23 protein-coding genes are annotated in these 26257 nt (G+C 70.1%); 15 read left to right on the top strand and 8 right to left on the bottom strand.

What is annotated here, in order from left to right; all coding sequences use genetic code 11:
* Window positions 1–69: 69 nt before the first annotated feature.
* Entirely contained in the window at window positions 70–1479 is a 1410-nt protein-coding gene (locus OG746_RS21465) for an acyl-CoA reductase (protein ID WP_266716873.1), read from the bottom strand.
* A complete protein-coding gene (locus tag OG746_RS21470; protein WP_266716875.1) occupies window positions 1476–2840 on the bottom strand; it encodes a hypothetical protein in 1365 nt (454 codons plus the stop codon). The genes OG746_RS21465 and OG746_RS21470 overlap by 4 nt, the downstream gene beginning before the upstream one ends.
* Before the next feature lie 89 nt (window positions 2841–2929).
* On the opposite strand from OG746_RS21470, the gene OG746_RS21475 reads away from it, so the two are divergent.
* The 5 genes from OG746_RS21475 to OG746_RS21495 all read left to right on the top strand — a co-directional run bounded on the left by OG746_RS21475 (window position 2930) and on the right by OG746_RS21495 (window position 7893).
* Complete coding sequence (locus OG746_RS21475; protein WP_266716877.1) at window positions 2930–3577, top strand: TetR/AcrR family transcriptional regulator; 648 nt, start codon at window positions 2930–2932, stop codon at window positions 3575–3577.
* A 101-nt stretch (window positions 3578–3678) separates the two neighbouring features.
* Window positions 3679–4482, top strand: coding sequence for an enoyl-CoA hydratase (locus OG746_RS21480; protein ID WP_266716879.1), 804 nt, complete (start codon window positions 3679–3681; stop codon window positions 4480–4482).
* Between the two features lie 39 nt (window positions 4483–4521).
* Complete coding sequence (locus OG746_RS21485) at window positions 4522–5700, top strand: amidohydrolase family protein (protein WP_266716881.1); 1179 nt, start codon at window positions 4522–4524, stop codon at window positions 5698–5700.
* On the top strand, window positions 5697–6728 hold the full coding sequence (locus OG746_RS21490; RefSeq protein ID WP_266716883.1) for an acyl-CoA dehydrogenase family protein: 1032 nt from the start codon (window positions 5697–5699) through the stop codon (window positions 6726–6728). The genes OG746_RS21485 and OG746_RS21490 overlap by 4 nt, the downstream gene beginning before the upstream one ends.
* Window positions 6712–7893: an acyl-CoA dehydrogenase family protein gene (locus OG746_RS21495; protein ID WP_266716885.1), complete on the top strand. Its 1182-nt coding sequence runs from the start codon at window positions 6712–6714 to the stop codon at window positions 7891–7893. The genes OG746_RS21490 and OG746_RS21495 overlap by 17 nt, the downstream gene beginning before the upstream one ends.
* Before the next feature lie 68 nt (window positions 7894–7961).
* Here the strand turns inward: OG746_RS21495 and OG746_RS21500 are convergent, their stop codons facing one another.
* Window positions 7962–8864 (bottom strand): LLM class F420-dependent oxidoreductase, encoded by a 903-nt coding sequence (locus tag OG746_RS21500; RefSeq protein WP_266716887.1) that lies wholly within the window; start codon window positions 8862–8864, stop codon window positions 7962–7964.
* 179 nt (window positions 8865–9043) lie between these two features.
* Between OG746_RS21500 and OG746_RS21505 the strand changes: the two genes are divergently transcribed.
* Genes OG746_RS21505 through OG746_RS21515 form a run of 3 tightly spaced genes read left to right on the top strand, consistent with a single transcriptional unit; the run spans window position 9044 to window position 11956 of the window.
* Window positions 9044–10303, top strand: coding sequence for an aromatic ring-hydroxylating oxygenase subunit alpha (locus OG746_RS21505; RefSeq protein WP_266716889.1), 1260 nt, complete (start codon window positions 9044–9046; stop codon window positions 10301–10303).
* 25 nt (window positions 10304–10328) lie between these two features.
* On the top strand, window positions 10329–10664 hold the full coding sequence (locus OG746_RS21510; RefSeq protein WP_266716890.1) for a hypothetical protein: 336 nt from the start codon (window positions 10329–10331) through the stop codon (window positions 10662–10664).
* Window positions 10665–10696: 32 nt separating this feature from the next.
* Window positions 10697–11956, top strand: coding sequence for a metal-dependent hydrolase family protein (locus tag OG746_RS21515; RefSeq protein ID WP_266716892.1), 1260 nt, complete (start codon window positions 10697–10699; stop codon window positions 11954–11956).
* Between the two features lie 40 nt (window positions 11957–11996).
* Here OG746_RS21515 and OG746_RS21520 read toward each other — a convergent pair whose 3' ends face one another.
* From OG746_RS21520 to OG746_RS21535, 4 genes are all read right to left on the bottom strand, one after another.
* Complete coding sequence (locus OG746_RS21520) at window positions 11997–13064, bottom strand: NAD(P)H-dependent amine dehydrogenase family protein (protein WP_266716894.1); 1068 nt, start codon at window positions 13062–13064, stop codon at window positions 11997–11999.
* Window positions 13065–13130: 66 nt separating this feature from the next.
* Complete coding sequence (locus OG746_RS21525; RefSeq protein WP_266716896.1) at window positions 13131–13793, bottom strand: TetR/AcrR family transcriptional regulator; 663 nt, start codon at window positions 13791–13793, stop codon at window positions 13131–13133.
* A 274-nt stretch (window positions 13794–14067) separates the two neighbouring features.
* Window positions 14068–14508 (bottom strand): TIGR03618 family F420-dependent PPOX class oxidoreductase, encoded by a 441-nt coding sequence (locus OG746_RS21530; protein WP_266716898.1) that lies wholly within the window; start codon window positions 14506–14508, stop codon window positions 14068–14070.
* Entirely contained in the window at window positions 14495–15238 is a 744-nt protein-coding gene (locus OG746_RS21535) for an enoyl-CoA hydratase/isomerase family protein (RefSeq protein WP_266716900.1), read from the bottom strand. Before OG746_RS21535 ends, OG746_RS21530 begins: the two co-directional genes overlap by 14 nt.
* Before the next feature lie 138 nt (window positions 15239–15376).
* On the opposite strand from OG746_RS21535, the gene OG746_RS21540 reads away from it, so the two are divergent.
* The 7 genes from OG746_RS21540 to OG746_RS21570 are packed head-to-tail and all read left to right on the top strand — an operon-like array spanning window position 15377 to window position 23610.
* A complete protein-coding gene (locus OG746_RS21540) occupies window positions 15377–16939 on the top strand; it encodes an AMP-binding protein (RefSeq protein WP_266716902.1) in 1563 nt (520 codons plus the stop codon).
* Between the two features lie 35 nt (window positions 16940–16974).
* Window positions 16975–18156 carry an amidohydrolase family protein gene (locus OG746_RS21545; RefSeq protein WP_266716904.1) on the top strand — a complete coding sequence of 394 codons (1182 nt, stop codon included), beginning with the start codon at window positions 16975–16977 and terminating at the stop codon, window positions 18154–18156.
* The gene (locus OG746_RS21550; protein WP_323179643.1) at window positions 18153–19622 is read left to right on the top strand and encodes a FadD3 family acyl-CoA ligase; all 1470 of its coding nucleotides are present in this window, start codon (window positions 18153–18155) and stop codon (window positions 19620–19622) included. Before OG746_RS21545 ends, OG746_RS21550 begins: the two co-directional genes overlap by 4 nt.
* Entirely contained in the window at window positions 19619–21205 is a 1587-nt protein-coding gene (locus OG746_RS21555) for a methylmalonyl-CoA mutase family protein (protein WP_266716906.1), read from the top strand. Before OG746_RS21550 ends, OG746_RS21555 begins: the two co-directional genes overlap by 4 nt.
* Window positions 21205–21600 carry a cobalamin B12-binding domain-containing protein gene (locus OG746_RS21560; RefSeq protein WP_266716908.1) on the top strand — a complete coding sequence of 132 codons (396 nt, stop codon included), beginning with the start codon at window positions 21205–21207 and terminating at the stop codon, window positions 21598–21600. Before OG746_RS21555 ends, OG746_RS21560 begins: the two co-directional genes overlap by 1 nt.
* A 13-nt stretch (window positions 21601–21613) precedes the next feature.
* Window positions 21614–22570: an LLM class F420-dependent oxidoreductase gene (locus tag OG746_RS21565; RefSeq protein WP_266716910.1), complete on the top strand. Its 957-nt coding sequence runs from the start codon at window positions 21614–21616 to the stop codon at window positions 22568–22570.
* A complete protein-coding gene (locus tag OG746_RS21570; protein ID WP_266716912.1) occupies window positions 22567–23610 on the top strand; it encodes a CaiB/BaiF CoA transferase family protein in 1044 nt (347 codons plus the stop codon). Before OG746_RS21565 ends, OG746_RS21570 begins: the two co-directional genes overlap by 4 nt.
* A 7-nt stretch (window positions 23611–23617) precedes the next feature.
* On the opposite strand, the gene OG746_RS21575 is transcribed toward OG746_RS21570, so the two are convergent.
* Complete coding sequence (locus OG746_RS21575) at window positions 23618–26257, bottom strand: family 78 glycoside hydrolase catalytic domain (protein ID WP_266716914.1); 2640 nt, start codon at window positions 26255–26257, stop codon at window positions 23618–23620.

A 26257-nucleotide genomic window follows, 5' to 3' on the forward strand; every position in this document is an offset into this window, starting at 1 on the left:
AAGGGCGCTTGGATGGTATCTGTATTTCCCTATATGGAGAACTGTATTCTCACAAGTGGCTGGGACCGCTTACCGCGTCCCGTCCTCGTGCACCATCCAGTGCACGAAGCGGTGCAGCGGATACATCGCGTCGTGCGGACTCCCGATGGTGCTCGGCCCCGCCTCGCCGAGACGCACCACACGCTGTGCGCCACAACTGGCAAGCCGGTCGCGGTAGTCGGCCATCCGCACGGACGGGTGGAAGCCGACCGTCTGCGTGGCGACCGTGACGCCGCGCAGCGCGTCCTCGAGGGAGTCGACGCGCACAACGTTCGCGACCTTGTTGGTCGGATGGAAGTCCACCGGCTCGTCGGACCGGATCACCACGCCACTGCCGTCGGCTCGCCCCCACACCCGGAACTCGTCGTCGAGCATCCGCAGCGCCTCGATCTGTTCACGCAGTTCCATGTCGAGAGGCCGGGTGTCATTGGAGCCCGCCGCCTTCGCGGTGATGTGCGCGTGCAGCCGCGCGCAGAAGCGGTCCGCGTCGGCGTGGTCACCCTCCACGTACAAGAAGCGGCTGGCGACACAGGCCTCCTGGCCGAGCACCATCACATCGGTCGCGGCGAGCTCGGCGGCCCGCTCCAGGGTGTCTTGCGTGCTGAACGCCTCCCTGCCGATCATCGAGATCGACGTCTTGGGGTCGAACGACACCAACTGAAAGCCCGGACCGAGGTACTGGACGACATTGTTGATGGCGTCGCCGCCGCCCCATGCCACGATCTTGTCGAAGTACTGCGGGCGGTACAGGACGCGCTCCACGGACTCGTCGCCGCCGCGCCAGTACGCCGCCGACATGGACGCCACGACGGGATGCCTGGGGTCGATGTCGGCCATCGTCCGCAGGATCGCGACCGTGGTGAACGGGTCACTCGACGACATCTTGAACAGGTTGACCGCCTTGACCAGCGCTCCTTGCGCGATGGACTTCACGGCGACGCCCGGCGAATTGCCCGGCAGTACATGGATCAGGCGCGGCGGGAAGGCCCGGACAAAGCTCTTGCGGCCGGTGAAGTCCTCTTTGGGTACCCAGGAGTCCAGCGCCCTCGGGTCGGGGAAGTTCTCCTCCACCACGGTGCGCAGCAACCGGGCGTCGAGACAGCCGGAGGCGTGCCTGACCTGCTCCTCAAGGACCGTGCGGGGCAGTGGGTGGGTGACGGACATCCGGTCGATGCAGTCGACGACGAACGGGTTGTCCGGGGCTCGCAGCCGCTCGCCCGTCTCCACGAGGAAGTCGATGATGTCGGCGAGCGGCACGTCGAGCAGGGGTGGCACCTCGTCGCGCGGATGCACCGCCCGGTCCAGGTCCAGGGCCGGGGTGGCGAAGGCGACACCCAGGTCGCGTGAACGGTGGGCGATGTCCTGCCCCTCGTACAGCCGCCCGCGCAGGAAGAACGGTGCCGCGACGGCGGACGGGGAGCGGGTCCCGGCGGTCGTCACGACACACCTCGCACATACGCGTCGACGGTGCCGGCGCACCCGATCTTGTCGTCGCCCGCGAGGTCCGCGTAGCGCACGATGTCGTTACGGATCGAAGGTCCGGCCGCCCCGCAGGCGCACGGGTCGAGGGTGAGGGAGATCCGGTCGCCCGTGATGACGCCGCCCCAGCGCCCGTCGAGCGCGAGGTCGAAGAAGGCGGCCCGCCCCTCGACCTCCCCGCTCTCGTGCGGCAGAAGGTGCTCCCCGGACTCGTCGAGCACGAGCGGGACCACCCACGGAGGCACGTGATAGCGGTCGCCCCGGCGGCACTTGGGCATGCCGGAGTTCAGCTCCTGCATCGAGTGGTTCTGGAAGTTCCGGTCGGCCGGGATGCCGAACGTGTCGTGGACGAACTCCTGATAGTGGGGCGGGAGTTGGGCGCGCTTGAGGCCGCCGCCGACGTAGAGACAGTTGTCGGGGTGGAAGTCCTTGCCGGAGCACCCCATGTCCCGTACGAGCCGGGCAACTTGGTACAACGCGTTCCACATGCCGGAGATGTAGAGCTTCTCCGTGCGGTGCTCGATCAGTGTGTCGGCGGCGGTCGTCATCGCCTTGTCCAGCGCCTCCTGGCGCCGCGTGGCGGTGCGCTCGAAGTCCGCGAGTTCCTCGGGGAGCGCGGTGCCCTCGGCGATCTTCCTGCGGAGCAGCACGGTACGAGTGAGTGAGCCCACGGTGATCGGTGGCAGCGGCAGCCGGAACCGCGGCTTGGCCGGATCCCCGAACGCCTGCTCCTGCGCCTCGGCGATCACCATGTTCTTCGGCACGGCTGCCGTCGGCGCGATGCCGATCATGCGGCGGTCGCCGGTCGGTCGGACGCCCGAGCCCCACGAGAACACCCCCACCGTGTCCTTGCGGGACCAGTCCATGTCCCGCTCGGTGGCGAGCAGCATCGCCGATTTGCCGGTCGTGCCGCTGGAGCAGGAGACGTGGTGGCCGTGGTCGCCGAGCCGCGCGATCCACTCGTCGATGCGGTCGCTGCCGTCGAGGTCCGAGGTGTCGAGCGGGGTGATCGGATACGGCGAGACGGTGCCGAGCCACTTCGCGAGCCGGTCCCAACGCCCCTGCGTCAGGAAGCTCTCCGGGTAGCTCTTGTAGACGCTGTGCGGGAACAACAGCGTTACCAGGTCGGGCAGTTCACGGATTTCGGAGGTGCCGGCCTCGCGGGCGCGGTGGCCCAGGAGCTGGATGCACTCCTTGCGGTCCTGGAAGCGTTCGTCCAGGGCGGCGAGCTGCGTGGCCCGCAGGTCGCGGGCGGAGTGGGAGAAACGGTCGGAGGCGTCGACGAGCGCTGTCAGTCGGTGTGTTGCGGTTGCTGAGGTCACGGGGAACACCCTTCGGTGAATAGCAACTCGCCCGTATCATTTGCATGGTTCGGGGTCCGAGCACAAGAGGGAGAGCGGGAGAGAACGCCATGACGGACGAGTCCGCCCCACCCCGCGTACGGGCCGGCCGCCCCACCCGCGAACAGGCGGAGGCCCGCCACCAGGAGCTGCTCGACGCCGCCCTCGACCTGTTCCTCGAGCACGGCTTCGAGGTGGCGACGATCGACATGATCGCCGCGCGCGTCAGCATGACCAAGCGCACGATCTACGCCCGCCACCCGGACAAGGCGGCTCTGTTCCGTACGGCGATCCAGCGCGCGATCGAGCGGCAGATCGTCCCGCAGGACGTGCTCGACGAGCTGGACCGGGGCGAGTTGGGCGCGACCCTGGAGGCCATCGCCCGGCTCCGTATCGAACAGATCGCCACGTCGCACGGACTGCGCCTGCAGCACCTCATCAACGCCGAGAGCCATCGCTTCCCGGAGATCTTCACCGCGTACGTCGAGCAGAGCACCAAGCCGCTGATCGACCATGTGGCCGCGGTCCTCCAACGGGCCGTCGAAGCAGGTGAGATCGCCCCCACGAACGTCGAGCACGCCGCGTCGGCGTTCATGAGCATGGTGGTCGGCGGCCGGGTCCGCTCCATCGTGGGCGGCCTCGCCCCCGGTCAGCGGGAACTCGACGAGAAGGTCGGCTTCGCGGTGCGCCTGCTGCTCGACGGTCTGCGGCCCCGGTAGGTCTCCGTCGATGGCGCGTGGGAGTCTTACTTCCGCGAAGTGAGAATGTTATTCTCGCGACGCGACGCCGGGTGCGACACCCGGCGAGAAGGAGCCGCCCCATGGGTAATCCCACGGAACAGATCCTGTACGAGGCGAAGGACGGCATCGCCACCATCACGCTGAACCGCCCCGAGGCCGCCAACGCCCAGTCGATGGACCTGCTCGACGCGCTCGACGCGGCCTGGACCCGGGCGGCCGAGGACACCGACGTCCGCGTGGTCGTGCTGCGCGCCAACGGCAAGCACTTCTCCGCGGGCCACGACCTCAAGGGCACCTCACACACCCCCGACAAGATCACCCTGGAGCACATCTACGGCCTCGAGTGCCACCGCTACCTCGGCTATTCGCTGCGGTGGCGGAACGTGCCGAAGCCGTCGATCGCGGCGGTGCAGGGCAAGTGCATCGCGGCGGGGCTGATGCTGTGCTGGCCGTGCGATCTGATCGTGGCGGCGGAGAACGCGGAGTTCTCGGATCCCGTGGTGCGGATGGGGATCAGCGGCGTCGAATACCACGGCCACACCTGGGAGTTGGGGGCCCGCAAGGCGAAGGAGATCCTGTTCACCGGGCGGGCGCTGACGGCCGAGGAGGCCGAGCGGACCGGGATGGTGAACAAGGTGGTACCGCTCGAAGAACTCGACGGCGCCACGCGGGAATTGGCAGAGCAGATCGCCCAGATGCCGGCGTTCGGACTGCGGCAGGCCAAGCGCGCGGTGAACCAGACGCTCGACGTGCAGGGCTTCCAGTCGGCGCTGCAGTCGGCCTTCGACATCCACGAGACCGGGCACGGCAACGCGCTGAGCGTCGACGGCTATCCGATCCTCACCCGCCTCGACGACATGAAGAAGCACATCAAACAGGCCTGAGCGAACACAGGTAGCCAGGTACACCGGTAGGGAGAGCCCATGGCTTCGCGCACGCTGCCGTACCCCCTGTTCGACGCGGACAACCATCTGTACGAGACCGAGGAGTCGCTGACCCGGCACCTGCCGGACCGCTACCGCGGCGCCATCCAGTACGTGCAGGTGAACGGCCGCACGAAGATCGCGGTGCGCGGCCAGATCACCGAGTACATCCCCAACCCCACCTTCGATGTCGTCGCGCGACCCGGCGCCATGGAGGACTACTTCCGGCACGGCAACCCCGAGGGCAAGAGCCGCCGGGAGATCTTCGGCGACCCGATGCGCTCGGTACCCGCCTTCCGCGAGCCCGCGCCGCGCATGAAGCTGATGGACGAGCTCGGCATCGACCGGACCCTGATGTTCCCCACGCTCGCCAGCCTCGTCGAGGAGCGCATGCGGGACGATCCGGAGATGATCCACGCCGTCGTGCACTCGCTGAACCAGTGGCTCGACGAGGTCTGGTCGTTCAACTACCAGGACCGCATCTTCACCGTGCCGGTCGTGAGCCTGCCCATCGTCGACAAGGCCATCGAGGAACTCGACTGGTGTGTCGAGCGCGGCGCCAGGGCGATCCTGGTGCGGCCGGCGCCGGTGCCCGGATTCCGTGGCTCGCGGTCCTTCGCGCTGCCCGAGTTCGACCCGTTCTGGAAGCGTGTCGTCGAGCACGACATCCTCGTCACGATGCACTCCTCCGACAGCGGCTACTCCAGGTACCAGAGCGACTGGGAGGGCGCCGGCGGCGAGATGCTGCCGTTCAAGACCAACGTCTTCCGGATGATGGACCAGTGGCGGCCCGTCCAGGACGCCGTGGCCTCCTGGGTGTGCCACGGCGCCCTGTTCCGCTTCCCCGAACTGAAGATCGCGGTGATCGAAAACGGTTCCAGCTGGGTTGAGCCGCTGCTGCAGAACCTCGCCGACGTCTACAAGAAGGCTCCCGAGGGCTTCGCGGGCGACCCCGTCGAGGCGGTCAAGCGCAATATCCACGTCAGCCCGTTCTGGGAGGAGGACCTCGGAGAGCTGGCCGACCTCCTCGGCGAGGACAAGGTGCTGTTCGGCTCCGACTACCCGCACCCGGAGGGCCTGGCCGAGCCGACCAGCTACGTGGACGCGCTGGCAGGCATGGACCAGGAACGCCAGGCGAAGATCATGGGCGGGAACCTGGCCCGACTGCTGAAGGTGTGACGACCGGCAGGGAGGCCGAGATGCTCTTCGAGTTCGACTCGGATCAACGGCTGTGGCAGCGGACCGTTCGCGACGCCGTCTCCAAGGAGTGCACGGCGGCGTTCGTCCGGTCCGTCGCGGACGCCGGCGCCGACCCCGAACCGCTGTGGCGCACGTATCGAAAGCTGGGGTGGACCGAGCTCGTCGACCCCTCCGAGGCCGTCGAACTCGGGATCCTGCTGGAGGAGTTGGGCCACGCGGTCGATCCGACTCCGTATCTGGCGACCATGACGCAGTTCGCGCCGCTCGTCCCCGCGGCGGCCGGCGACGGGACACCTGGCGCCGCCGCGTTCTCCGGAGTGGCGGCCCGCGCGGACGGCGCCGGCTGGGTCCTCGACGGCACCGCGCGCCACGTGCTCGACGCGGACCGCGCCGAACGCCTCGCGGTCGTCACCGACGCCGGGGTCTTCGTGGTGCCCGCTGCGGCGGTGTCCGTCGCCCCGCTGTACGTCTTCGACCCGTTGCTGCACGTCGCCGACGTGACCTTCGAGGGGGTGCGCGTCGGCGAGGACGACCGCAGCGGCGCCGACCCGGAGCGCGCCCGGCAGCTCGCGCTCGCCGGGCTCGCGATGACGACGGTCGGCGCCTGCCGCCGCATCCTCGAACTGACCCTGGAGCACGTCCGCGGCCGCCACCAGTTCGGCGCCCCGATCGGCTCGTTCCAGGCCGTCCAGCACAAGGCCGCCGACATGCATGTGGCGATCGAACGGGCCCGCGCCCTGGCCTACTTCGCGATGATGACGATCGCCGCCGACGACCCGCGCCGCCGGCTCGCCGCCGCCATGGCCAAGGCATCGGCGGGGGAGTGCCAGGCCCTGGTGTTCCGGCACGGAGTCCAGCTGTTCGGCGCGATGGGCAACACCTGGGAGAACGAGCTGCAGTTCGCACTCAAGCGTGCCAAGTCGTGCGAGCTGCTGCTCGGCGGCGCAGCCGAACACCGCGCCGTGATCGCCGACATCGTGGGGGACGGCCATGCGCATCAGCTTTGACGACGACACCGAAGCCTTCCGCTCCGAGTTCGTGGCGTTCCTGGACGCGAACCTGCCCACCGAGGACGAGGCCACCGAACGCTCCCGCTCCAGCGGCCACATACCCGAGTGGGCCCGGCGCTGGCAGCGCACCCAGTTCGACGCGGGGTGGCTGCTGCCCGGCAACCCGCCCGAGTTCGGCGGCCGGAACGCCACCGTGCTTCAGCGGTACGTGCACCTGGAGGAACTCGGCCGCCGCCGCATCTACCACAGCTTCAACCCGCAAGGAGTCGGCATCATCGCCGCCTCCCTGCTCTCCTTCGGCACCGACGAGCAGAAGCACCGCTGGGCCGTACCCATCCTCCGCGCCGAGATCACCGCGGCACTCGGGATGAGCGAACCCGGCGCCGGATCCGACCTCGCCTCCCTGCGTACCCGCGCCCAACCCTCTTCAGACGGTGCGTACTTCACGGTCGACGGCCAGAAGGTGTGGACCTCCGGCGCCCACGACGCCGACGTGCTGCTCACCTTCGTACGCACCGACCCGGACGCCCCCAAGCACAAGGGCATCAGTGTGCTGCTGATCCCCACCGACACCCCCGGCGTGACCCGCCGCCCCTTCGCCTCCTTCACGGGACCCGAGGACAAGGACTTCAACGAGGTCTTCTTCGAAGGCGTACGGGTGTCCGCCGAGAACCTCGTCGGCCCGCTCCACGAGGGCTGGCGCGTGGCCAACGGTTCGCTCGGCCACGAGCGCACGCTGATGTGGCTGGGCGACGCCGAGCGCATGAGCGACCTGCTGCGCGACTTCCGCCCCAGCACGGCGCTGGAGAAGGACTGGTACGCGACCCTGGCCATGGACCGGCAGGCGCTGACCCTGCTCGGTACGGCCGCCCTGGCGCGCGCCGCCCGCGGCGAGACGGACGTCCCCTCGCTGTCCGTCCTGAAGGTGCTCGGGTCGGAGGCCTCGCAGAAGGGGTTGGAGCGCGCCCTGGAGGCGGCCGGACCCGAGGGGCTCATCCATGGCACGAACAGCGCGCCGTACAGCCACATGAGCTTCGACGACGCCTTCGCCAGCTGGTTCCACCGGTACGCCCGCAGCTTCGGCGGCACGATCGCGGGCGGCACGTCCGAGATCCAGCGCGGCATCATCGCCCAGCGCGTGCTCGGACTGCCGCGCGGCTGAGGAAGGTACAGGGAGGGGTACCCCAGGCGGGACACCCCTCCCTGACGCGCTGACCGGACGTGCTCGCCTCAGCCCGCGTACGTCGTGCCGAACGCCTCCAGGAACTCCAGGGTCGCCGCCGCCGACTCATGCGGACAGGACACGGCCACCCATGTCACCCCGGCCTTCTCCAGCGCGACGAACGCCTCCCGGTGGCGGTCCGCGTCGAGGGCCGGTTCCGTCAGGCTGTCGTCGCGGTACGAGTGCAGTACGTCGACGCTGTCACCGCGCCCGGCGGCGGCCGTGGCATCGCGTACCTCCCCGATCGCGCCCGCCAGTTCGGACAGCGGGCCGAGCGTCGGCGTCCGGGCCGTCGCGCTCAGCTCGGCGCCGCCGGACATCGGCATCCAGCCCTGTGCCCGCTCGGCGGCCCGGCGCCGGCTCAGCCGCGAGTTGCCCCCGATCCACACCGGTATCGGCTGCTGCGCCGGCTTCGGCAGGGCCTGCGCTTCCCGGACGTTGAAGTGCCGGCCTTCGTAACTGAACGGTTCGCCGCTCCAGTGCAGTGCCAGCACGTCGAGCACCTCGTCGAACAGCGCGTTGCGCTCCTCGAAGTCGACGCCCAGGGCGTGGAACTCGCCCTTCAGGTACCCGGCGCCGAGCCCCAGGATCAGCCGCCCGCCGGAGAGCCGGTCGAGGGTCGCCGCCTGCTTGGCCAGCAGCAGCGGATTGCGGTACGGGGCGACGGCCAGGTACGTGAGCAGCCGCAGCCTGCTGGTGACGGCCGCCGCGTGGGAGAGCGCGATGAAGGGGTCGAGTGTCTGGTGCCCGCCGTGGCCGAGCCAGCGCGCGCCGGGGGCCGGGTGCTCACTGAAGGAGAGCCCGGAGAACCCGAACTCCTCGGCGGCCCGGGCCACTTCCGTCAACGGTCCCGCGTCCAGCAGGTCGCCGTCCGGTCCGTGCGCCTCCGGGTAGTGAAACAGGAATCGCATCGTCACGCATCCTCCGGTTCTGTGCGGAACTGTCGGCCGTACGGCCCCTGTTGCGGGCCCGTCCAGGTTCGCACCCGCGCGGGCCGCTTGACGCACGATCAGTTGAGAGAATACCGTTCTCACATCAAGAGATCGAGGTTATCCAAGGCTTTCGGGCGTCATCTGGAGGGTCGGACCCCATGCCGCATTTCAAGAAGCCCGCCGAGGGCAGCTGGACCGAGCACTTGAAGATCGGCACGGAGCCGATCAGCTACGAGGACTCCATCTCGCCCGAGCACTACGAGCTGGAGCGGGACGCGATCTTCCGCAGGACATGGCTCAACGTCGGCCGCGTCGAGCAACTGCCGCGCAAGGGAAGCTACTTCACCAAGGAGCTGGACGCGGCCCGCACCTCGGTCATCGTCGCCCGCGGCACCGACAACGAGATCCGCGCGTTCCACAACGTGTGCCGCCACCGGGGCAACAAGCTGGTGTGGAACGACTTCCCGCGCGAGGAGACCAGCGGCGTGTGCCGCCAGTTCACCTGCAAGTACCACGCCTGGCGCTACGACCTCGAGGGCAAGCTCGCCTACGTGCAGCAGGAGGGCGAGTTCTTCGACCTCGACAAGTCCGACTACGGACTCAAGACGGTGCACACGGAGGTATGGGAGGGGTTCATCTTCGTCAACCTCGACCCCGGGAACACCACACCGCTGCGCGAGTACCTCGGCGAGTTCGCCAAGGGCATCGAGGGCTACCCGTTCCACAAGCTCACGCAGGTGCACAAGTACCGCGCCGAGGTCGGCGCCAACTGGAAGCTGTTCATCGACGCGTTCGCCGAGTTCTACCACGCGCCGATCCTGCACTCCGGCCAGTACATGGCCGAAGAGGCCCGCAAGATCCAGAAGTACGGGTACGAGGGACTGCACTACGACATCGACGGCCCCCACTCGATGGTCTCCTCCTGGGGCGGGATCGCACCGCCGCACGACCGCAAGATGGTCAAGCCCATCGAAGCGGCCCTGGAGAGCGGCCTGTTCGGGCCGTGGGACGCCCCGGACATCGGGGTGGAGACGGCGGATCTCCCGTCGGCCATCAATCCGACCCGCGACAAGCGGTGGGGCATGGACTCGTTCGTGTTCTTCCCGAACTTCATGCTGCTGATCTGGCGGCCCAACTGGGTGCTCACGTACCACTACTGGCCGACCTCGTACAACACGCACATCTTCGAGGGCACCTGCTACTTCGTGCCGCCGAAGAACGGGTTCCAGCGGTTGCAGCAGGAGCTGGCCGCGGTGTCGTTCAAGGAGTACGGACTGCAGGACGGCAACACCCTCGAAGCGACGCAGACGATGCTCGAGTCCCGCACCGTCGACACCTTCCCGCTCAACGACCAGGAGGTGCTGCTGCGGCACCTGCACGAGACCGCGCGCGGCTACGTCGACGAGTACCAGGGCTGACCGACTCCAGGAGGAGAACCGCATCATGGCGCACGCCACTGTCTTTCCCGCCGGCTTCGAGGCCCTGGAGCCGTTCGCCGACTGGGCCGTCCAGGGCGAGAAGGCCCGCTACGCCAAGCGGCTCGCCAGCACCATGGACGAGTTGGACGCCTTCTACAACGCGGCGTTCCCCCTGCTCCGGACCAACAAGGCGTACCTGGAGCAGATCGACCTCGACGCCATATCGGAGCAGGACAAGCGCCTGCTCTGGGCGTTCTGCGCGCTGGTGACCGTCGCCTTCCCAGTCGAGGCGTGGCGCCAGCCGCGGGTTCCCGACTCGGGACCCTCCAGCATCGACGCCGTCGTCGAACCCGCCGTCTGACCGGCCGCCACCCTTGTGTGAAGGAGCCCGCGATGCCCCGCCCGCGTACCCCACAGCCGCCCGTCCTGCTCCGCGCCGCGCGGCTGCTCGATGTCGACAAGGGGGAGTACGTCGCCCCAGGTGAACTGCTCGTCGAGGGCGAGCACATCACCCGGATCGCGCCCGACACCGTCCCGGACGGCACGGTCGTCGTCGACCTCGGCGATCTGACCCTGCTGCCCGGCCTGATGGACATGGAGGTCAACCTGCTGCTCGGCGGTCCCGATCACCGCAGTCCGCTGATCGCGGTGCAGGACGATCCGGCGGTGCGCACCCTGCGGGCGGTGGCGAATGCGCGCAGGACCCTGCGCGCCGGCTTCACGACGGTGCGCAACCTGGGCCTCTTCCTCCAGACCAACGGGCTGCTGCTCGACGTCGCCCTGAAGAAGGCCATCGACCACGGCTGGATCGACGGCCCCCGAGTCGTGCCGGCCGGGCACGCGATCACACCCACGGGCGGGCACCTGGACCCGACGATGTTCCAGGCGTTCGCCCCGCACGTGCTGCCGTTGACGGTGGAGGAGGGGATCGCCAACGGCGTCGACGAGGTGCGCAAGGCCGTGCGCTACCAGATCAAGCACGGCGCGTGGGTCATCAAGGTGTGCGCCTCGAACGGCGTGATGTCGCACACCGGCCCGGCCGGCGCCCAGCAGTACTCCGACGAGGAACTGCGCGCCATCGTCGACGAGGCCCACCGGGCGGGGCGGAAGGTCGCCGCGCACTGCATGGGCGAACAGGCGGTCACGGCCGCGCTCGACGCCGGCATCGACTGCATCGAGCACGGCTTCCTCACCAGCGGCGAGACACTCGACCGGATGGTGGCGCAGGGCACCTTCCTGGTGGCCACCACCTCGCTCAACGACGACATGGACATCTCGCGCGCCGACCCCGAACTCCAGGCAAAGGCCGCCGAGGTGTTCCCGCGGGCCCGCGCCACCATCTCCGAGGCCATCCGCCGCGGCGTACGGGTGGCCTGCGGCTCCGACGCCCCGGCGATCCCGCACGGACGCAACGCCAAGGAGCTGATCGCGCTGGTGAAGCGGGGCATGTCCCCGCTCGACGCGATCCGCGCCGCGACGACCGTCTCCGCCGACCTCATCGACGTCGACGACCGCGGTCGCCTCGACACGGGCCTGCTCGCCGATGTCATCGCCGTCCCCGGCGACCCGCTGGCGGACGTGGCGGTGACGGGCGACGTGCGGTTCGTGATGAAGGGCGGGACGATCCACCGGAACGACACCACGGAGGCCTGACCCACTGCCTCACCCGCCGACGGGGCCCTGGCCCACTGCCTCACCCTGCGACGGGGCCCGCCGCGAACGGTGACACCACATGCGGCAGATCCGCCGTCGTACGGATCCCCGGCTCCGCCGCACACACCCACGGCACCGCGTTCACCGCACGGTTGGCGGTGTACGCCGGGTAGGTGGCGGCCGCCTTCTCCGGGGCGACGGGGAAGCGGATCGTGACGTCGAGCGGGGCGTCGCCGTCGACGGTCAGCCGCCACCCGGTGTCCCGCAGATCCCAGGACCTGTCGAGCTCCGTCGTGCAATACCAGGTCGCCCGGAACCGCAGGACGTCGCGGCCTCCTTGCTGCCACGCCACCGTGACGCGCTGCGCCGCCACCGAACCGGCCTCCAGCACCCCGGCGGCGATCGTCGTACGCGAGAGGGCGCCCGCGAACTCGCCGTGTACCGTGGCCCGTTCGACGGGCAGCCCGAGCGCGTCGGCCACCACCCGCAGCGACGGTGCGAAGCTCGCCTGCAGTGAGGCGAGCCGCCGCTCGTCGAAGGTGTCGTGCCGCCCGCCGAACCCCATCACGTCGAAGAGCAGCCCGGGTGACGGACGCCGCGACAGATCGGCGAACTCCTCGATCAGCAGCCCGTCGAGCCGCCGCTGCACGGACGCGAGCACCAGCGGCAGCGCCTCCGTCACGAAGCCGGGACTGCTGCCGGTGCTGTGGATGCTGCTGCCGCCCTCGGCGCAGGCGGCCTCGATCCGCTGCCGCAGGAGCTGGTCCATGGCGTCGGGGTGGTGGAAGTCGGTGCGGGTGGCGACGACGTTGATCCCTGCCGACAGGAGCGCGCACACAGCGTCGGCGTCCAGCTCACGCGGCGTGTAGAGCACGCAGTCCGGCTTGAGCCCGAGCACCTCGGCCGGCTCGGTGGTGGCGGGGACGCCCAGCGGCGCGAGCCCGCACAACTCGCCGGCGTCCAGGCCCGACTTGTCCGCGCTGTGCACGAGCACGCCGACGACCTCCAGCTGAGGATGCTCGGCGGCCCCGCGCAGCGTACGACTCCCGATGTTGCCGGTCGCCCACTGGACGACGCGGTACGACGACTTGCGCCCCGGTTCCGTCATGGCGAGAACGGTACTCTCGCGAGGGGAGAAGCGTAATGGCGCTGCGGTGAGCTGTCCGGCGCGGTGTCAGACCTTCCCTGTGACCCCGCCCCGGCAGAACTCCCAGACCTCCTCGGCGGAGACCTGCGTCGACGTGCTGCCGGACGGGACGCCCGGGGTCTGCGCGGTGAACATCGCCGTCTGCATCACCAGCGACGCCGCGCGCCGCGGCTTGTCCGCCTTCGCATCACCCGACTCCACGGCCTCTTCGACGAGTTCGGTGAAAAGGTCGAGCAACGGCACGTGCGCGGTGGCCACCTGCTCCGGGTGGGTGCCAAGGAGCTGCATGGCGAAGTCGGTGAACAGCGGGCTCTGTCGGCCGGGGCGCGGCAGCGACTGCTCGTAGAGCATGTGCACCGCGACGCGCAGCCGCTCGAGCGGCTTCTTCTTGGCGGCGGTGGCGGCACGGATCTCGTCGGCCGAGCGCCCCAGGGCGTCCTCGAACAGGGCGAGCAGCAGCTCGTGTTTGCCGTCGAAGTGCTGGTAGAAGCTGCGTAGCGACTGCTTCGAGCGCTCGACGACCTCCTGCACGGTGAAGTCGGTGGTGCCCTTGGCGGCGATGAGCTCCTGCGCCGCTTCGAGGAAGCGCTCGATCCGCTGCTCGGCGCGGAGCTTGGCCGCGCGCGTGGACCGCTCGATCGCGCGCTGTCGCCAGACGGGCGGAGTGGGCTCTGCGGGTACGGCGTTCATCTGCGGAACGATACGCGACTTGGTTGAGAAGCGGGTGGCTTCCACCTACCGAATCGGGTACCGCGCGATCGGGAACTCCATTCTCCGGAAGTGCTCTCCCGTCCGAGGGCGGCTTCCGTACCGGCCTGATGATCGGCTGCGGCGTGGCCGTGCTCTCCGCCGCGGTCGCGACGTTCATCCCGGCGCTACGCAAGGGCGAGGGCGAGCCGACGGGCGAGCAGGAGCCCGTGTCCGACGGGGCCCCGGCCCGCGCCTGACCGCTCGGCGGTCGCGTTCAGCCCGCCGGATGCACCAGCCCGTAGAGGCGCCTGATCTCGGCCCGTACGAGCATGCGCCGGTGGCGGATCATCCGGCGGTCGAACGCGGGACGGTCACCGGCCGCGCCCGAGGCGGCGTGCACCGCGTGCAGCTCGTCGATCGGGGGCTCACCGACGACGGAAGCGACCGCGACCTCGAACCGCCCCTCCGCGACGGTGTAGTTGAAGAAGTCCTCACCCGGCACGTACAGGGCCGCCCTCGGGTCGCGCAGCAGGTTGCGGCCCTTGGCGCGGCCCGTGGTCGTCGAGAGGCGGAGAACGCGGGTGGCCGGATCGGCGAGGTAGTAGACGTTCGAGAGGTGAGGGGTCCCGTCGGGGCCGAGCGTGGCCAGGACGCCCTCGCGGCGGCCCGCCACGCGCTGCCACAGGGCCTCTTGCGGCAGCTCACTTCCCGCCACGGGGCATCACCCGCTCCGCCGCGGCCCAGTGCGCGTCGGAGACCCACAGGTGCGCGAAGGCCCGTGCCGCCTCGCGCGGCGGACAGCCGCTCGGCCGGGTCACGCGCTTGATCGACCGGGCCGGCCGGTGCGCGAGGGAGTGCGCCAACTCCCGCCACCCCGCCTCGAACCCGCCCCGCGGCAGCACCCGGTCCACCAGGCCCTCCTGCTCGGCCTCCCGCGCGCTCAGCACCTGCCCCGATCCGGCGAGCAGCAGCGCCCGCCCAGGCCCGACGAGCGCGGCGAGCCGCTCGGCGCCGCCCCACGCCGGCATGATCGCCAGCGCCACCTGGTTGAAGGCGATGCGTACGTCGTCCGCGGCGACCCGGATGTCCGCGGCGAGCGCGAACTCGGCGCCGCCGCCGAAGGCATGGCCGTTCAGCGCGGCGATCACCGGGCCGGGGAACGCCGCGAAGCGGTCGCAGATCGCGCGCATCCGCAGCGCCATCTCCATCGCCGCCTCCTCGGTGCGCAGCGCCGCCAACTCCTTGAGGTCACCGCCCGACACGAACGCCTTCTCGCCCGCCCCCTTGATGACGAGCGCGTGCGTCGTGTCCTCCGACTCCGCCTCGTCGAGAGCGTCCAGCACCTTCTCCAGGCGGTCCATCGTGGCGGGCCCGATCGCGTTGCGCGCGTGCGGGCGGTCGATGGTGACGACGGCGAGCGCACCGTCCAGTTCGAGGTCGACCATGCGAAGCCCTCCAGTGGGATGAGCGCGGACCTTGGTCGCGTACGACGTATGGAACATAGCTTCTCAGTCTGGGAGAGTTCAATTCTCATGCGTGCTCAGTGCGTGCAGGTGTACGCCACGAGGAGGTTGGTCTCTTCCATGCCGACGATCCCGGTCACCGCGCTCAGGACGATCCCACCGGAGCTGGCCCGACGCTACGAGGTGGAGGGCTGGTGGACCCGTGAAACCCTCGGCGAACTCCTGACGGAGTGTCTGCGGGTCGCCCCCGAAGCCGAGTTCAAGGTGCATTCGCAGGTACGTCCCTGGTCCGGAACCTTCGGCGACGTGGAGCGCACGGCGCGCCGGCTCGCGGCCGGTCTGCGCGAGCGCGGCGTCGGACCCGGTGACGTGGTCGCGTTCCAGCTGCCCAACTGGATGGAAGCGGCAGCCGTGTTCTGGGCCTCGGCGCTGCTCGGCGCGGTGGTCGTCCCGATCGTGCACTTCTACGGGCCCAAAGAGGTCGGCTACATCCTGCGCTCCACCCGGCCGAGCGCCTTCTTCGCCGCGGAGCGCTTCGGACGGCAGGAGTTCAATCCCGAACTCAGCGCCGGTGTGCCGATCGTGGGCGTGGTGGGTCGCGACTTCGACGCCCTGCTCGCCGACGACCCGATGGACAGCTTCCTGCCCGCGGACCCGGCCGCGCCCGCCCTGATCGCCTTCACCTCCGGCACCACCCGCGACCCCAAGGGCGTGGTCCACAGCCATCAGACGCTGCTGTGCGAGACGCGCCAACTCTCCGCCGCCTACCCGCCGGACCGGGGCAAGCAGTTCACCGTGGCGCCCGTCGGCCACTTCATCGGGATGGTCAACGCGTTCCTGATCCCCGTGCTCGATGGCTCGCCGATCAACCTCGGCGACGTATGGGACCCGGCGCAGGCGCTCGACCTCATCGCCCACGAGAACCTGGTCGTCGGCGGGGGAGCCACCTACTACATGACGAGCCTGCTCGACCACCCCGACTGCACTCCCGCCCACATCGCCCGGCTGAAGTACGCGGGCCTCGGCGGCTCCGCCGTACCGTCGGCCGTGACGACCCGTCTGGAGGGCCTGGGCATAAGGGCGTTCCGATCCTACGGCTCGACCGAGCACCCCTCCGTCACCTGGGCCCCGCACGACGGCCCCGCCCGCGTCCGGCTGCACACCGACGGCACGCCACTGGACGGCGTGGAGCTGCGACTCGACGAAGACGGCGAGATCCTCACCCGCGGCCCCGACCTCTGCCTCGGGTACACCGACCCCGAACTCACCAAGTCGGTCTTCGATGCGGACGGTTGGTACCGCACCGGCGACATCGGGGAGGTCGACGCGGACGGCTGCCTGTCCATCACAGACCGCAAGGCGGACGTGATCATCCGCGGCGGCGAGAACATCAGCGCATTGGAGGTCGAGGAAGTGCTGCTCGGCATGGACGGCGTCGCGGAGGCGGCCGTGGTCGCTGCACCCGACGCCCGTCTCGGCGAGCACGCGGCCGCCGTACTGCGCATGCTGCCCGGCCAACCCGTCCCGGATCTAACGCAGTTGCGGAAGCACTTCGAGTGCGCCGGGATCGCCCGGCAGAAGTGGCCGGAGGAGGTGCACGGCGTCGAGGAGTTCCCGCGTACGGCCAGCGGCAAGGTGAAGAAGTTCGTGCTCCGGAAGGACATTGCCTCGCCCGCCCGGTGAGAATAGTATTCTCGTATTCGGCAAAGGAGGATTCCATGCCTTCGCGCACCCTGCCCTATCCGCTGTTCGACGCGGACAACCACCTTTACGAGACCCGGGAAGCGCTGACCAAGTACCTCCCGAAGCAGTACGACGGTGCCATCGAATACGTCGACGTCCGCGGCCGTACGAAGATCGCGATCCGCGGGCGGATCAGCGAGTACATACCGAACCCGACCTTCGACGTCGTGGCCCGCCCCGGCGCGATGGAGGAGTACTTCAAGGTCGGCAACCCCGACGGCAAGACCCGCCGGGAGATCTTCGGTGAACCGATGCGCGCCATCCCGGCGTTCCGGGAACCCGGACCCCGCCTGAAACTCCTCGACGACCTCGGCATCCAGCGCTCCCTGATGTTCCCGACGCTCGCGAGCCTCATCGAGGAGCGCATGAAGGACGACCCGGAGCTGATCCACGCGGTCATCCACGCGCTCAACGAGTGGCTGCACGAGACGTGGGGCTTCGTCCACAAGGACCGCATCTTCACCGTCCCCGTGATCACCCTGCCGTTCGTGGACAAGGCGATCGAGGAGCTGAACTGGGTGGTGGAGCGCGGCGCCCGCGCGATCCTGGTCCGCCCCGCCCCCGTGCCGGGCCCCGGTGGTGTCACCCGTTCCTTCGCGCTGCCCGAGTTCGACCCCTTCTGGAAGCGCGTGCAGGAACTCGGGGTGCTCGTCACTTTCCACTCCTCCGACAGCGGCTACTCCGACTACGCCAACGACTGGGAGGGCGGCACGCGCGAGTTCCTGCCCTTCAAGCCCAACGCGTTCCGGCAGGTGGCGGAGTGGCGGCCGGTCGAGGACGCGGTGGCGTCGATGATCTGCCACGGCATGCTCTCCCGGTTCCCCGCGCTGAAGGTCGCGGTGATCGAGCAGGGTGCGTCGTGGGTGGAGCCCGTGCTCGGACGGCTCGCGGACGTGTACAAGAAGATGCCGCACGAGTTCCAGGAGGACCCGGTCGAGGTCTTCAAGCGGCACATCCACATCAGCCCGTTCTGGGAGGAGGACATGGCCGCCCTCGGCGACCTCATCGGCATCGAGCGGGTCCTGTTCGGCTCCGACTACCCGCACCCGGAGGGCCTCGCCGACCCGGTCACGTACGTCGACTTCCTCGGCAAGCTCGACGAGACCGACAAGGCCAAGGTGATGGGCGGCAACCTGGCCCGCCTGATGGCGCCATGAGCGCCGACACCGCCATGAAGTGGCGCAGCATCCCCGAGATGGCACTCGGCGCAGCCGACCGGTTCGGCGACGCGCAAGCCGTCGTCGACGGGGATCTGCGCCTCACGTTCGGCGAACTCGCCGAACGGATCCGGGTCGCAGCCGGCGCCTACGCCCACGAACTCGGCATCCGCAAGGGCGACCGCGTGGCACTGTGGGCGCCCAACTCCGCCGACTGGATCGTCGCCGCCTTCGGGCTCACAGCGGCCGGAGGCGTCCTCGTCCCCGTGAACACACGCTTCAAGGACGCCGAGGCGCACGACATCGTGCGCCGCAGCGGAGCCAAGGCGCTGCTGGTGCAAAACGGCTTCCTGGAAAGGGAGTTCACCGGTCCCGACGGCGTACCCGTGATCGACGTGACATCCGGCTTCCTCGCCTCGGGCAAGCCGCACGAGTGCGAGGTGGACGAGGAAGACATCGCCGACATCGTGTTCACGTCCGGCACCACGGGCCGCTCCAAGGGTGTCATGACCACCCACGGGCAGACGCTGCGCCTGTACGACGAGTGGTGTGACCTGGCAGGGCTGCGACAGGGTGACCGCTACCTCATGGTCAACCCGTACTTCCACATCTTCGGCTACAAGGCGGGCCTGGTCGCCTCGTTCCTGCGCGGAGCCACCATGCTGCCGGTCCCCGTGTTCGACACGGACGTGGTGCTCGACCTGGTGGAGCGCGAGCGGGTGACCGTCCTGCCGGGGCCGCCCACCCTCTACCACTCGCTCCTCGCCGCCCCGCCCGGCCGTGACCTGTCCTCGCTGCGCGTCGCGGTCACCGGGTCCGCCGACATCCCGGTCGAGCTGGTGCGACGCGTCACCACCGAGCTGCCCTTCCAGCACCTGATGACCGGATACGGGCTGACCGAGGCGGGCACCGTCACCGCCTCCCGGCCGGGCGACCCGTACGAGGCCGTCGCCACCACCGTCGGCCGGCCCTGCGAAGGCTTCGAGGTGCGCATCGCCGACGACGGCGAGGTGCTCGTGCGCGGCTACGCCGTGATGAAGGGCTACCTCGACGACCCCGCCGCCACCGCGGAGACCATCGACCCCGACGGCTGGCTGCACACCGGCGACCTGGGGGAGCTCGACGCGGAAGGCCGGCTGAGGATCGTCGGACGCAAGAAGGACATGTTCATCGTCGGCGGCTTCAACGCCTACCCGGCCGAGATCGAGGGCTTCCTCCTCGAACACCCGGCGGTGGCGCAGGCAGCCGTCATCGGCGTGCCCGACGCGCGCATGGGGCAGGTCGGCAAGGCGTTCGTGGTGGCCCGCGAGCAGGTGGGCGCCGAGGACCTCATCGCCTGGAGCCGCGAGCGCATGGCCGGGTTCAAGGTGCCCCGACACATCGAGTTCCGTGACGCGCTGCCGCTGGGCGCGACCGGCAAGGTCCTCAAGGACCGGCTGACCGCCGAGGGGCAGGAGAGCACATGACAGACGACCCCGCGCACACCACTCCGTCCGGCCTCCCCCTGAAAGCGGTCTACTCCGCGGCCGACGCCCCCGGCACACCGCCGGACCCGGGCACGTACCCCTTCACCCGTGGCAACTACCCGACTGGATACCGCGGCCGCCTGTGGACCCGCCGCCAGTACTCGGGCTTCGGCACCGCGGAGGAGTCCAACCGCCGCTACCGCTACCTCCTAGACCAGGGCTCCACAGGGCTTTCCGTGGCGCTCGACCTGCCCACCCAGTGCGGCTACGACTCCGACGACCCGGAGTACGCCGACGAGGTGGGCCGGGTCGGCGTCGCGGTGGACACCCTCGCCGACGTCGAGCTGCTCTTCGAGGACCTCCCGCTCGACCGGATCAGCACCAGCTTCACCATCAACGGCACGGCGGCGATCCTGCTCGCGCTGTATGTGGCCGCCGCCGAGAAGCGCGGCATCCCGCGCGCGAAGCTCACCGGCACGATCCAGAACGACATCCTCAAGGAGTACGCCTCGCGGGGCACCTGGATCTGGCCGCCCGAGCCATCGCTGCGCCTCATCGCCGACACCATCGAGTTCTGCGCCGAGCAGGTCCCGCGCTTCAACGCCATCTCCGTCGCCGGAGCCCACTTCCGCGACGCAGGGGCCAACGCCGTCCAGGAGATGGCGTTCACGCTCGCCGACGGGGTGACGTACTGCGAGACCGTCATCGAGCGCGGTCGGATGACGATCGATCAGTTCGCCCCGCAGATCTCCTTCTTCTTCTACACGCACGGCGACTTCTTCGAGGAGATCGCCAAGTACCGTGCCGGGCGCAGACGTTGGGCGACCATCGTGCGCGAGCGCTTCGGCGCCGAGACCGACAAGGCGTGCATGTTCCGCTTCGGCTGCGTGGCCGGAGGCGCCTCGCTGTACGCGCCGCAGGCCCGCAACAACACCGTCCGCGTCGCCTACGAGGCGCTCGCCTCCGTCCTCGGCGGCGTGCAGTCCATGTTCACCGCGGCCTGGGACGAGCCGTTCGCGCTGCCGAGCGAGGAGTCCGCGACCGAGGCGCTGCGCGCCCAGCAGGTGCTCGCGTACGAGACGGGCGCCGCGTCGGTCGCCGACCCCCTGGGAGGTTCGTACTTCGTGGAAGCCCTCACCGACGCCACCGAGGAGCGCGTCGTCGAGATCATGGACGACCTGGAGGCGCACGGCGGCATGGTCCGTGCCATCGAGGACGGCTATCTGCAGGGGCTCATCGCAGACGAGGCGTACCGAACCCACCAGGACATCGAGTCGGGTGGCAGGCCCGTCGTCGGCGTCAACCGCTTCACCGCGGACGAGACCCCACCGGACCTCGCGACGTACGAACTCGACGCCGAGGGGCGGGAGCGGCAGCTGAAGCGGCTCGCTCAGGTCAAGCACGAGCGCAGCGCGGCCGAAGTGCGGCGCGCACTGGCCGAGTTGAGGCGGGCAGCGGATGTCCCGGACATCAATCTCATGGGCCCGCTCGTCGACTGCGCCGCCGCGTACTGCACCGTCGGGGAGATGTCCGACGTGCTGCGCGCGGTGTGGGGCGAGTTCCGACAGCCGGTGGTGTTCTGATGGGTGCCCGTGTACTGATCGCCAAGCCCGGACTCGACGGGCACGACCGAGGCGCGAAGATCGTCGCGCGAGCGCTGCGGGACGCCGGATTCGAGGTGGTGTTCACCGGTATCCGGCAGCGCGTCGCCGACGTCGCCGCGACCGCCGTACAGGAAGACGTGGCCGTGGTCGGCCTGAGCATCCTCTCCGGCGCCCACATCGCGCTGACCGCCCGCACCGTCGAGGCGCTGCGCGCGGCCCATGCCGAGGACATCGCGGTCGTCGTGGGTGGTTCCATTCCGGCCGGGGACGTCCGCCGCCTGAAGAAGGCGGGCGCCGCCGCCGTCTACCCGACCGGCACACCGCTCGACGACATCGTGGCCGACATCCGCAAGCTGACCGCAGCCCGTTCGTGAGGAGCCCCACCGTATGCGTATCGGAGTGATGTCAGGCCCCGAGCGGGGCGACAGCGCGCGCAAGGCCGCCCGCATGCTCGACGATGTGCGCTGGGCGGAGGAGGCCGGGTTCGACACCGTGTGGGTGCCTCAAGTGCCCACGGACTTCGACGCGTTGACCGCCGTCGCGCTGATGGGCTCGGAGACCTCGCGCATCGAACTCGGCACGGCCGTCGTCCCGGTGCACGCCCAGCACCCCGTCGCCCTGGCCCGCCAAGCGCTCTCCGTGCACGCCGCGGCCCAAGGGCGGCTCGCACTCGGGGTCGGCGCCTCGCACCACTGGATCGTGCGGGACATGCTCGGCCTGCCCTACGAGAAACCCGCCGCCTACACGCGCGACTACCTGGACGTCCTCAACACAGCCGTGGGCGGCACGAGTTCGGTGGACGTCGAGAACGACACCTTTACCGTCCACAACCCGCTCGGTCTCGCACCGGTCACCCCGCTGCCCGTCCTGCTCGCCGCGCTCGGCCCCGTCATGCTCCGCATCGCGGGGGAGCGGGCCGACGGGACCGTGCTGTGGATGGCCGACGAACGCTCCGTCGCCGACCACGTCGTGCCCCGCATCACCAAGGCCGCCCAGGAGGCCGGACGCCCGGCGCCGCGCATCGTCGCGGGCATCCCCGTCTGCCTGTGCCGGCCGGACGAGGTGGACGCCGCACGCGAGCGCGCCAACCGCATCCTCGGCGAGGCGGAGATCTCGCCCAACTACCAGCGCCTGCTGGAGTACGGCGACGCGCGTGATGTCGGCGACCTGTGCGCGGCCGGGGACGAGGCGGCGATCAAGGCCCGCTTCCAGCGGTTCGCGGACGCGGGCGTGACGGACCTGTCCGTACGCCTCCTGCCGATCGGCGAGGGCCGTGAGGAGCTGGTCGCGTCCAAGCGCCGCACCCGCGAGACGGTGGCGGCGATCGCCGCAGAGCTGCGGTGAACGCCGGACCGCTCGCCGGCATCCGCGTCCTGGAGGTCGGACACATCCTCGCGGGCCCGTACGCGACCATGCTCCTGGCCGACCTGGGCGCGGAGGTGACCAAGCTGGAACCGCCGGGCGGAGACCTGTCCCGACAGGTGTCCGACGCCTACTTCGCGAGCCTCAACCGCGGAAAACGCAGCATCCGACTGGACCTGACGACGGACGCGGGTCAGGATCGGCTCCATCAACTCGTGGCCGCTGCCGACGCGTTGCTCGTCAACCTCAAGCCGTCGGCGATCCGGCGCTGCGGACTGACCTACGACGACCTGAAGGCGTACAACGACCGTCTCGTCTGCGTCGCCCTCACCGGCTACGGCAGGGAAGCGGGCGACGACCCCGCCTTCGACTACGTCGTCCAGGCCGCCACCGGCATCGCCGCCCTGACAGGCGACCCGGAAGGCCCGCCGACGCTGCCCGGCTACTCGTCGGCCGACAACTCCGCAGGAATGGCAGCGGCGTTGGGGTTGCTCGCGCAGATCGTGTCCGGACGCGGCGGACAGGTAGACGTGAGCCTGTGCGACGTCATGCTCTCCCAACTCAACTACCGCGCCGCCGCCTACCTCAACGAGGGCACCGTCCCCCGCCGGGCACCGGGCGGCGCCCACGCCTACTACGTACCGGCCCAGCTGTTCCCCACCGCTGAGGGCCACTTGGCGCTGTTCGTCACACACGACGGCTTCTGGCGGTCCTTCGCCACCGAGGCCGGCATCAACGAGCCCGCGTTCGCCACCATGGCGGGCCGGGCGGCGCACCGCGACGACGTGATCGCGGCCGTCACGAAGGCCCTCGCCGGGGACACGGCGGAGAGCTGGGAGGCGAGACTGCGCCCCCTGCACGTCCCCGCCGCCGCGGTCCGCACGCTGCCCGAGGCCTTGGAACGCACACCCGGCGCGGTGATCCAGGCGGGCGACCATCGACTGGTCGGCAACCCCGTCCACGTCGCCGGGTACGAGCCGTCGTACGGGGCGCCGCCGCGGCTCGGGGAACACGGCCAGTGACAGCGTTTCACCGCCCGTTGCCGTGGAACCTTCCGGGCGGCACCGTGCGAGCGGTTCCGTCCGGGAACATCACACGCGCGGTCGTGCCCGGCGGGACGTCAACCGTGAGAGTCAACTCGCCTTCTTGCGCCCGCCATTCGACGCCGATCGTGCCGTACGGGGACTCGTGCGTGCCGCGCGCCCACGTGAGGGAGGCGTGCGGGACGGGCGCCACCTCGAAGGACTCCCAGGCCACAGAGCCAGGCGCCTGGCGCAGTCCGAGGGTGTGGGTGTGCAGGAAGCGGACCACGGCGCCCTTGCTGTAGTGGTTCAGCGAATCGTGCGCCTCGCCGTGCTCGTCGATGCCCTCCCAGTCCTCCCAGATCGTCGTGGCGCCCTGGTCCAGCAGATACAGCCAGGACGGCGTGGTGCGCCGGAAGAGGAGCTCGTAGGCGACGTCCGCGTGACCGGCGTCGCACAGCGCCGGGAGTAGATCGCCGGTGGCCAGGAAGCCGGTGCCGAGGTGGGTGTCGGCGGCCCGGATCAGAGACACCAGGTGTTCGGCGGCGGCCGCGCGCAGTTCGTCGGGGACGAGGCCGAAGGACAGCGCTCGTACGTAACCCGCCTGGGTGTCGCCGGAGGTGCGCCCGTCGGCGGTGAGGTACTCGGTGCGCCAGGCGGCACGGATCAACTCGGCGGTCGCGGCGTGGCGCGCGGCCTCCTCCGTACGGCCGAGAACCTCCGCCACCCGCGCGAGCGTCGACGTCGAGCGGTACAGGAATGCCGTGCCGACCTCACCTTTGTCGGCCATGAACCAGCCGGCCGGGTCTGCCTTGACCGGGTCGACGGGGATGCCGTCGGGCCCCTTCTTCTTCGGCTCGGTCCACTCGCCCCAGTGGAAGGAGCCGTCCCACAGGTACCGCTCGTGCGGCAGCGGCTCCGCCGAGCGTTCGACGCGGGACGGGTGGCGCGCGGTGCGGGCGGTGTCGAGCGCCCACTCGACCCAGCGCGTCATCGCCTCCCAGTTCTCCGCGAGCACCTCGCGGTCGCCGTAGGACTTGTACAGCTCCCACGGCACCGCGATGATCGCGTCTCCCCAACCAGCCGAGCCCGTCATCATCGCGAACCGGTCGTCGAGATGGTGCTTGATGCGGCGTCCGTCAGGGGAGAAGTTGGCGATCCGGCCGTCGTCCAGCTGGTCGTCGCGGACCGAGCACAGCCACTTGCGACTGAAGCCGAGCACGTCGTACAGGCGGGTCGCGGTCGGCGCGAACACCAGATAGTCGCCGGTCCAGCCCAGGCGTTCGCGGGTCGGGCAGTCGGTGGGTACGTCGACGGCGTTGCCGCGAAAGCTCCAATCGGCCACTGCGTGAAGGCGGTTGAGGTCGTCGTCGGAGCACGCGAAGGTTCCGGTGCGGCGCAGGTCGGTGTGGACGACGCGCATGGTGAGGCTCGCCGGGTCGAGCGGGGCACCGCCGTCCCTGTGGATGCGTGCGTACCGGAAGCCGTGCACGGTGTGGCGCGGTTCGAAAGTCTCGCCGGGGCGGCCCGATGACACCGTCTCGTCACGCTGAACGAAGGGTGCCAGGTCGTCACCGGGCAGGAACGAGTCGAGGTGGTGGGTCGACAGATCGCCGTCGGCGCCGAGGTACTCGCCGTGGTCGATGACCGTGCGCGTGCCCGCAGGCCCGAGGTCGCTGAGCGCGAGCCACCCGGACGCGTTCTGCCCGAAGTCGGCGATCCACAGGCCGTCGTCGAGCTGCTTGACCGACTGAGCGGGCCGCGATTCGGCGGCGCGGATCGGTGGCGCGGGGGACCAGCCGACCGGGGGAGCCTCCACCTGGTCGACGAGCACGGGCAGTGCGGGCCCCGGCCGGGCGCCGAAGTCCGTGCTCTGGCCGTCCATGAGGTCGGCGCGTGTGATCTGCGAGCGGGTGCTCGTCCAGGTCTCGTCGGTGCGGACCACCTGGCGCGTCCCGTTCTCGTACGCGATGTGCAGTTCGGCGCGCGCCCCGAGGACGGAGCCCCAACCTGCCGGCTGCCGGAACGCGCCGACCTGGCCCCGGTACCAGCCGTCGGAGAGGACGAGTTCGATGCGGTTGGTGCCTGTGCGGACGGCCGGCGTGATGTCCGAGGCCTGGGCGTGCAGCGTCTTGTCGTACGAGGTGGATCCGGGGGAGAGGTCGGCGGTGCCGGCCCGTTCGCCGTTGAGGTACGCCTCGTAGACGCCGAGGGCGGTCGCGTAGAGGCGGGCCGAGCGGACGTCCGGAAGAACCTCGAAGGCGCAGGCGAGGGTGTGGGCGGGACGTCTGCCGTAGCCGGGGTCGACCGCGGACTCGGCGGGCGTGATCCAGCGCGCCTGCCAGTCCGCGTCGAGCAGGCCGGCCTCGAAGCGGTGCCACGGCGACCAGGCGACGTCATCGGCCGCGCGCACCCGCCAGGTCACCCGCTCCCCACTGCGCAGGGCGTCCCAAGGCCACGGTACGAACAGGTGACGGTCGGACATGGCGAGAGGCCGGGTCTCGCCGTCCACCGTGCACTCCACGTGGTAGCGCGCGGGAAGGCGGGTGCCCGATGGCGGCTTCCACGACAGCCGCGGCGCGGAGCCCGACACGGGGAAATGGTCGCCGCCGCTGTCGATGCACAGGTCGTACGGAGCGTCGTTCAT

It is taken from the genome of Streptomyces sp. NBC_01016 (assembly GCF_026341035.1).
Lineage (GTDB): Bacteria > Actinomycetota > Actinomycetes > Streptomycetales > Streptomycetaceae > Streptomyces.

What these genes read in the sequence shown, in the direction of transcription:
- OG746_RS21525 (WP_266716896.1), bottom strand. Translation starts at nt 13,793, where the DNA reads ATGAACGCCGTACCCGCAGAGCCCACTCCGCCCGTCTGGCGACAGCGC.
- OG746_RS21520 (WP_266716894.1), bottom strand. Translation starts at nt 13,064, where the DNA reads ATGACGGAACCGGGGCGCAAGTCGTCGTACCGCGTCGTCCAGTGGGCG.
- OG746_RS21540 (WP_266716902.1), top strand. Translation starts at nt 15,377, where the DNA reads ATGCCGACGATCCCGGTCACCGCGCTCAGGACGATCCCACCGGAGCTG.
- OG746_RS21575 (WP_266716914.1), bottom strand. Translation starts at nt 26,257, where the DNA reads ATGAACGACGCTCCGTACGACCTGTGCATCGACAGCGGCGGCGACCAT.
- OG746_RS21485 (WP_266716881.1), top strand. Translation starts at nt 4,522, where the DNA reads ATGGCTTCGCGCACGCTGCCGTACCCCCTGTTCGACGCGGACAACCAT.
- OG746_RS21480 (WP_266716879.1), top strand. Translation starts at nt 3,679, where the DNA reads ATGGGTAATCCCACGGAACAGATCCTGTACGAGGCGAAGGACGGCATC.
- OG746_RS21475 (WP_266716877.1), top strand. Translation starts at nt 2,930, where the DNA reads ATGACGGACGAGTCCGCCCCACCCCGCGTACGGGCCGGCCGCCCCACC.
- OG746_RS21560 (WP_266716908.1), top strand. Translation starts at nt 21,205, where the DNA reads ATGGGTGCCCGTGTACTGATCGCCAAGCCCGGACTCGACGGGCACGAC.
- OG746_RS21535 (WP_266716900.1), bottom strand. Translation starts at nt 15,238, where the DNA reads ATGGTCGACCTCGAACTGGACGGTGCGCTCGCCGTCGTCACCATCGAC.
- OG746_RS21555 (WP_266716906.1), top strand. Translation starts at nt 19,619, where the DNA reads ATGACAGACGACCCCGCGCACACCACTCCGTCCGGCCTCCCCCTGAAA.
- OG746_RS21550 (WP_323179643.1), top strand. Translation starts at nt 18,153, where the DNA reads ATGAGCGCCGACACCGCCATGAAGTGGCGCAGCATCCCCGAGATGGCA.
- OG746_RS21565 (WP_266716910.1), top strand. Translation starts at nt 21,614, where the DNA reads ATGCGTATCGGAGTGATGTCAGGCCCCGAGCGGGGCGACAGCGCGCGC.
- OG746_RS21515 (WP_266716892.1), top strand. Translation starts at nt 10,697, where the DNA reads ATGCCCCGCCCGCGTACCCCACAGCCGCCCGTCCTGCTCCGCGCCGCG.
- OG746_RS21505 (WP_266716889.1), top strand. Translation starts at nt 9,044, where the DNA reads ATGCCGCATTTCAAGAAGCCCGCCGAGGGCAGCTGGACCGAGCACTTG.
- OG746_RS21500 (WP_266716887.1), bottom strand. Translation starts at nt 8,864, where the DNA reads ATGCGATTCCTGTTTCACTACCCGGAGGCGCACGGACCGGACGGCGAC.
- OG746_RS21510 (WP_266716890.1), top strand. Translation starts at nt 10,329, where the DNA reads ATGGCGCACGCCACTGTCTTTCCCGCCGGCTTCGAGGCCCTGGAGCCG.
- OG746_RS21545 (WP_266716904.1), top strand. Translation starts at nt 16,975, where the DNA reads ATGCCTTCGCGCACCCTGCCCTATCCGCTGTTCGACGCGGACAACCAC.
- OG746_RS21495 (WP_266716885.1), top strand. Translation starts at nt 6,712, where the DNA reads ATGCGCATCAGCTTTGACGACGACACCGAAGCCTTCCGCTCCGAGTTC.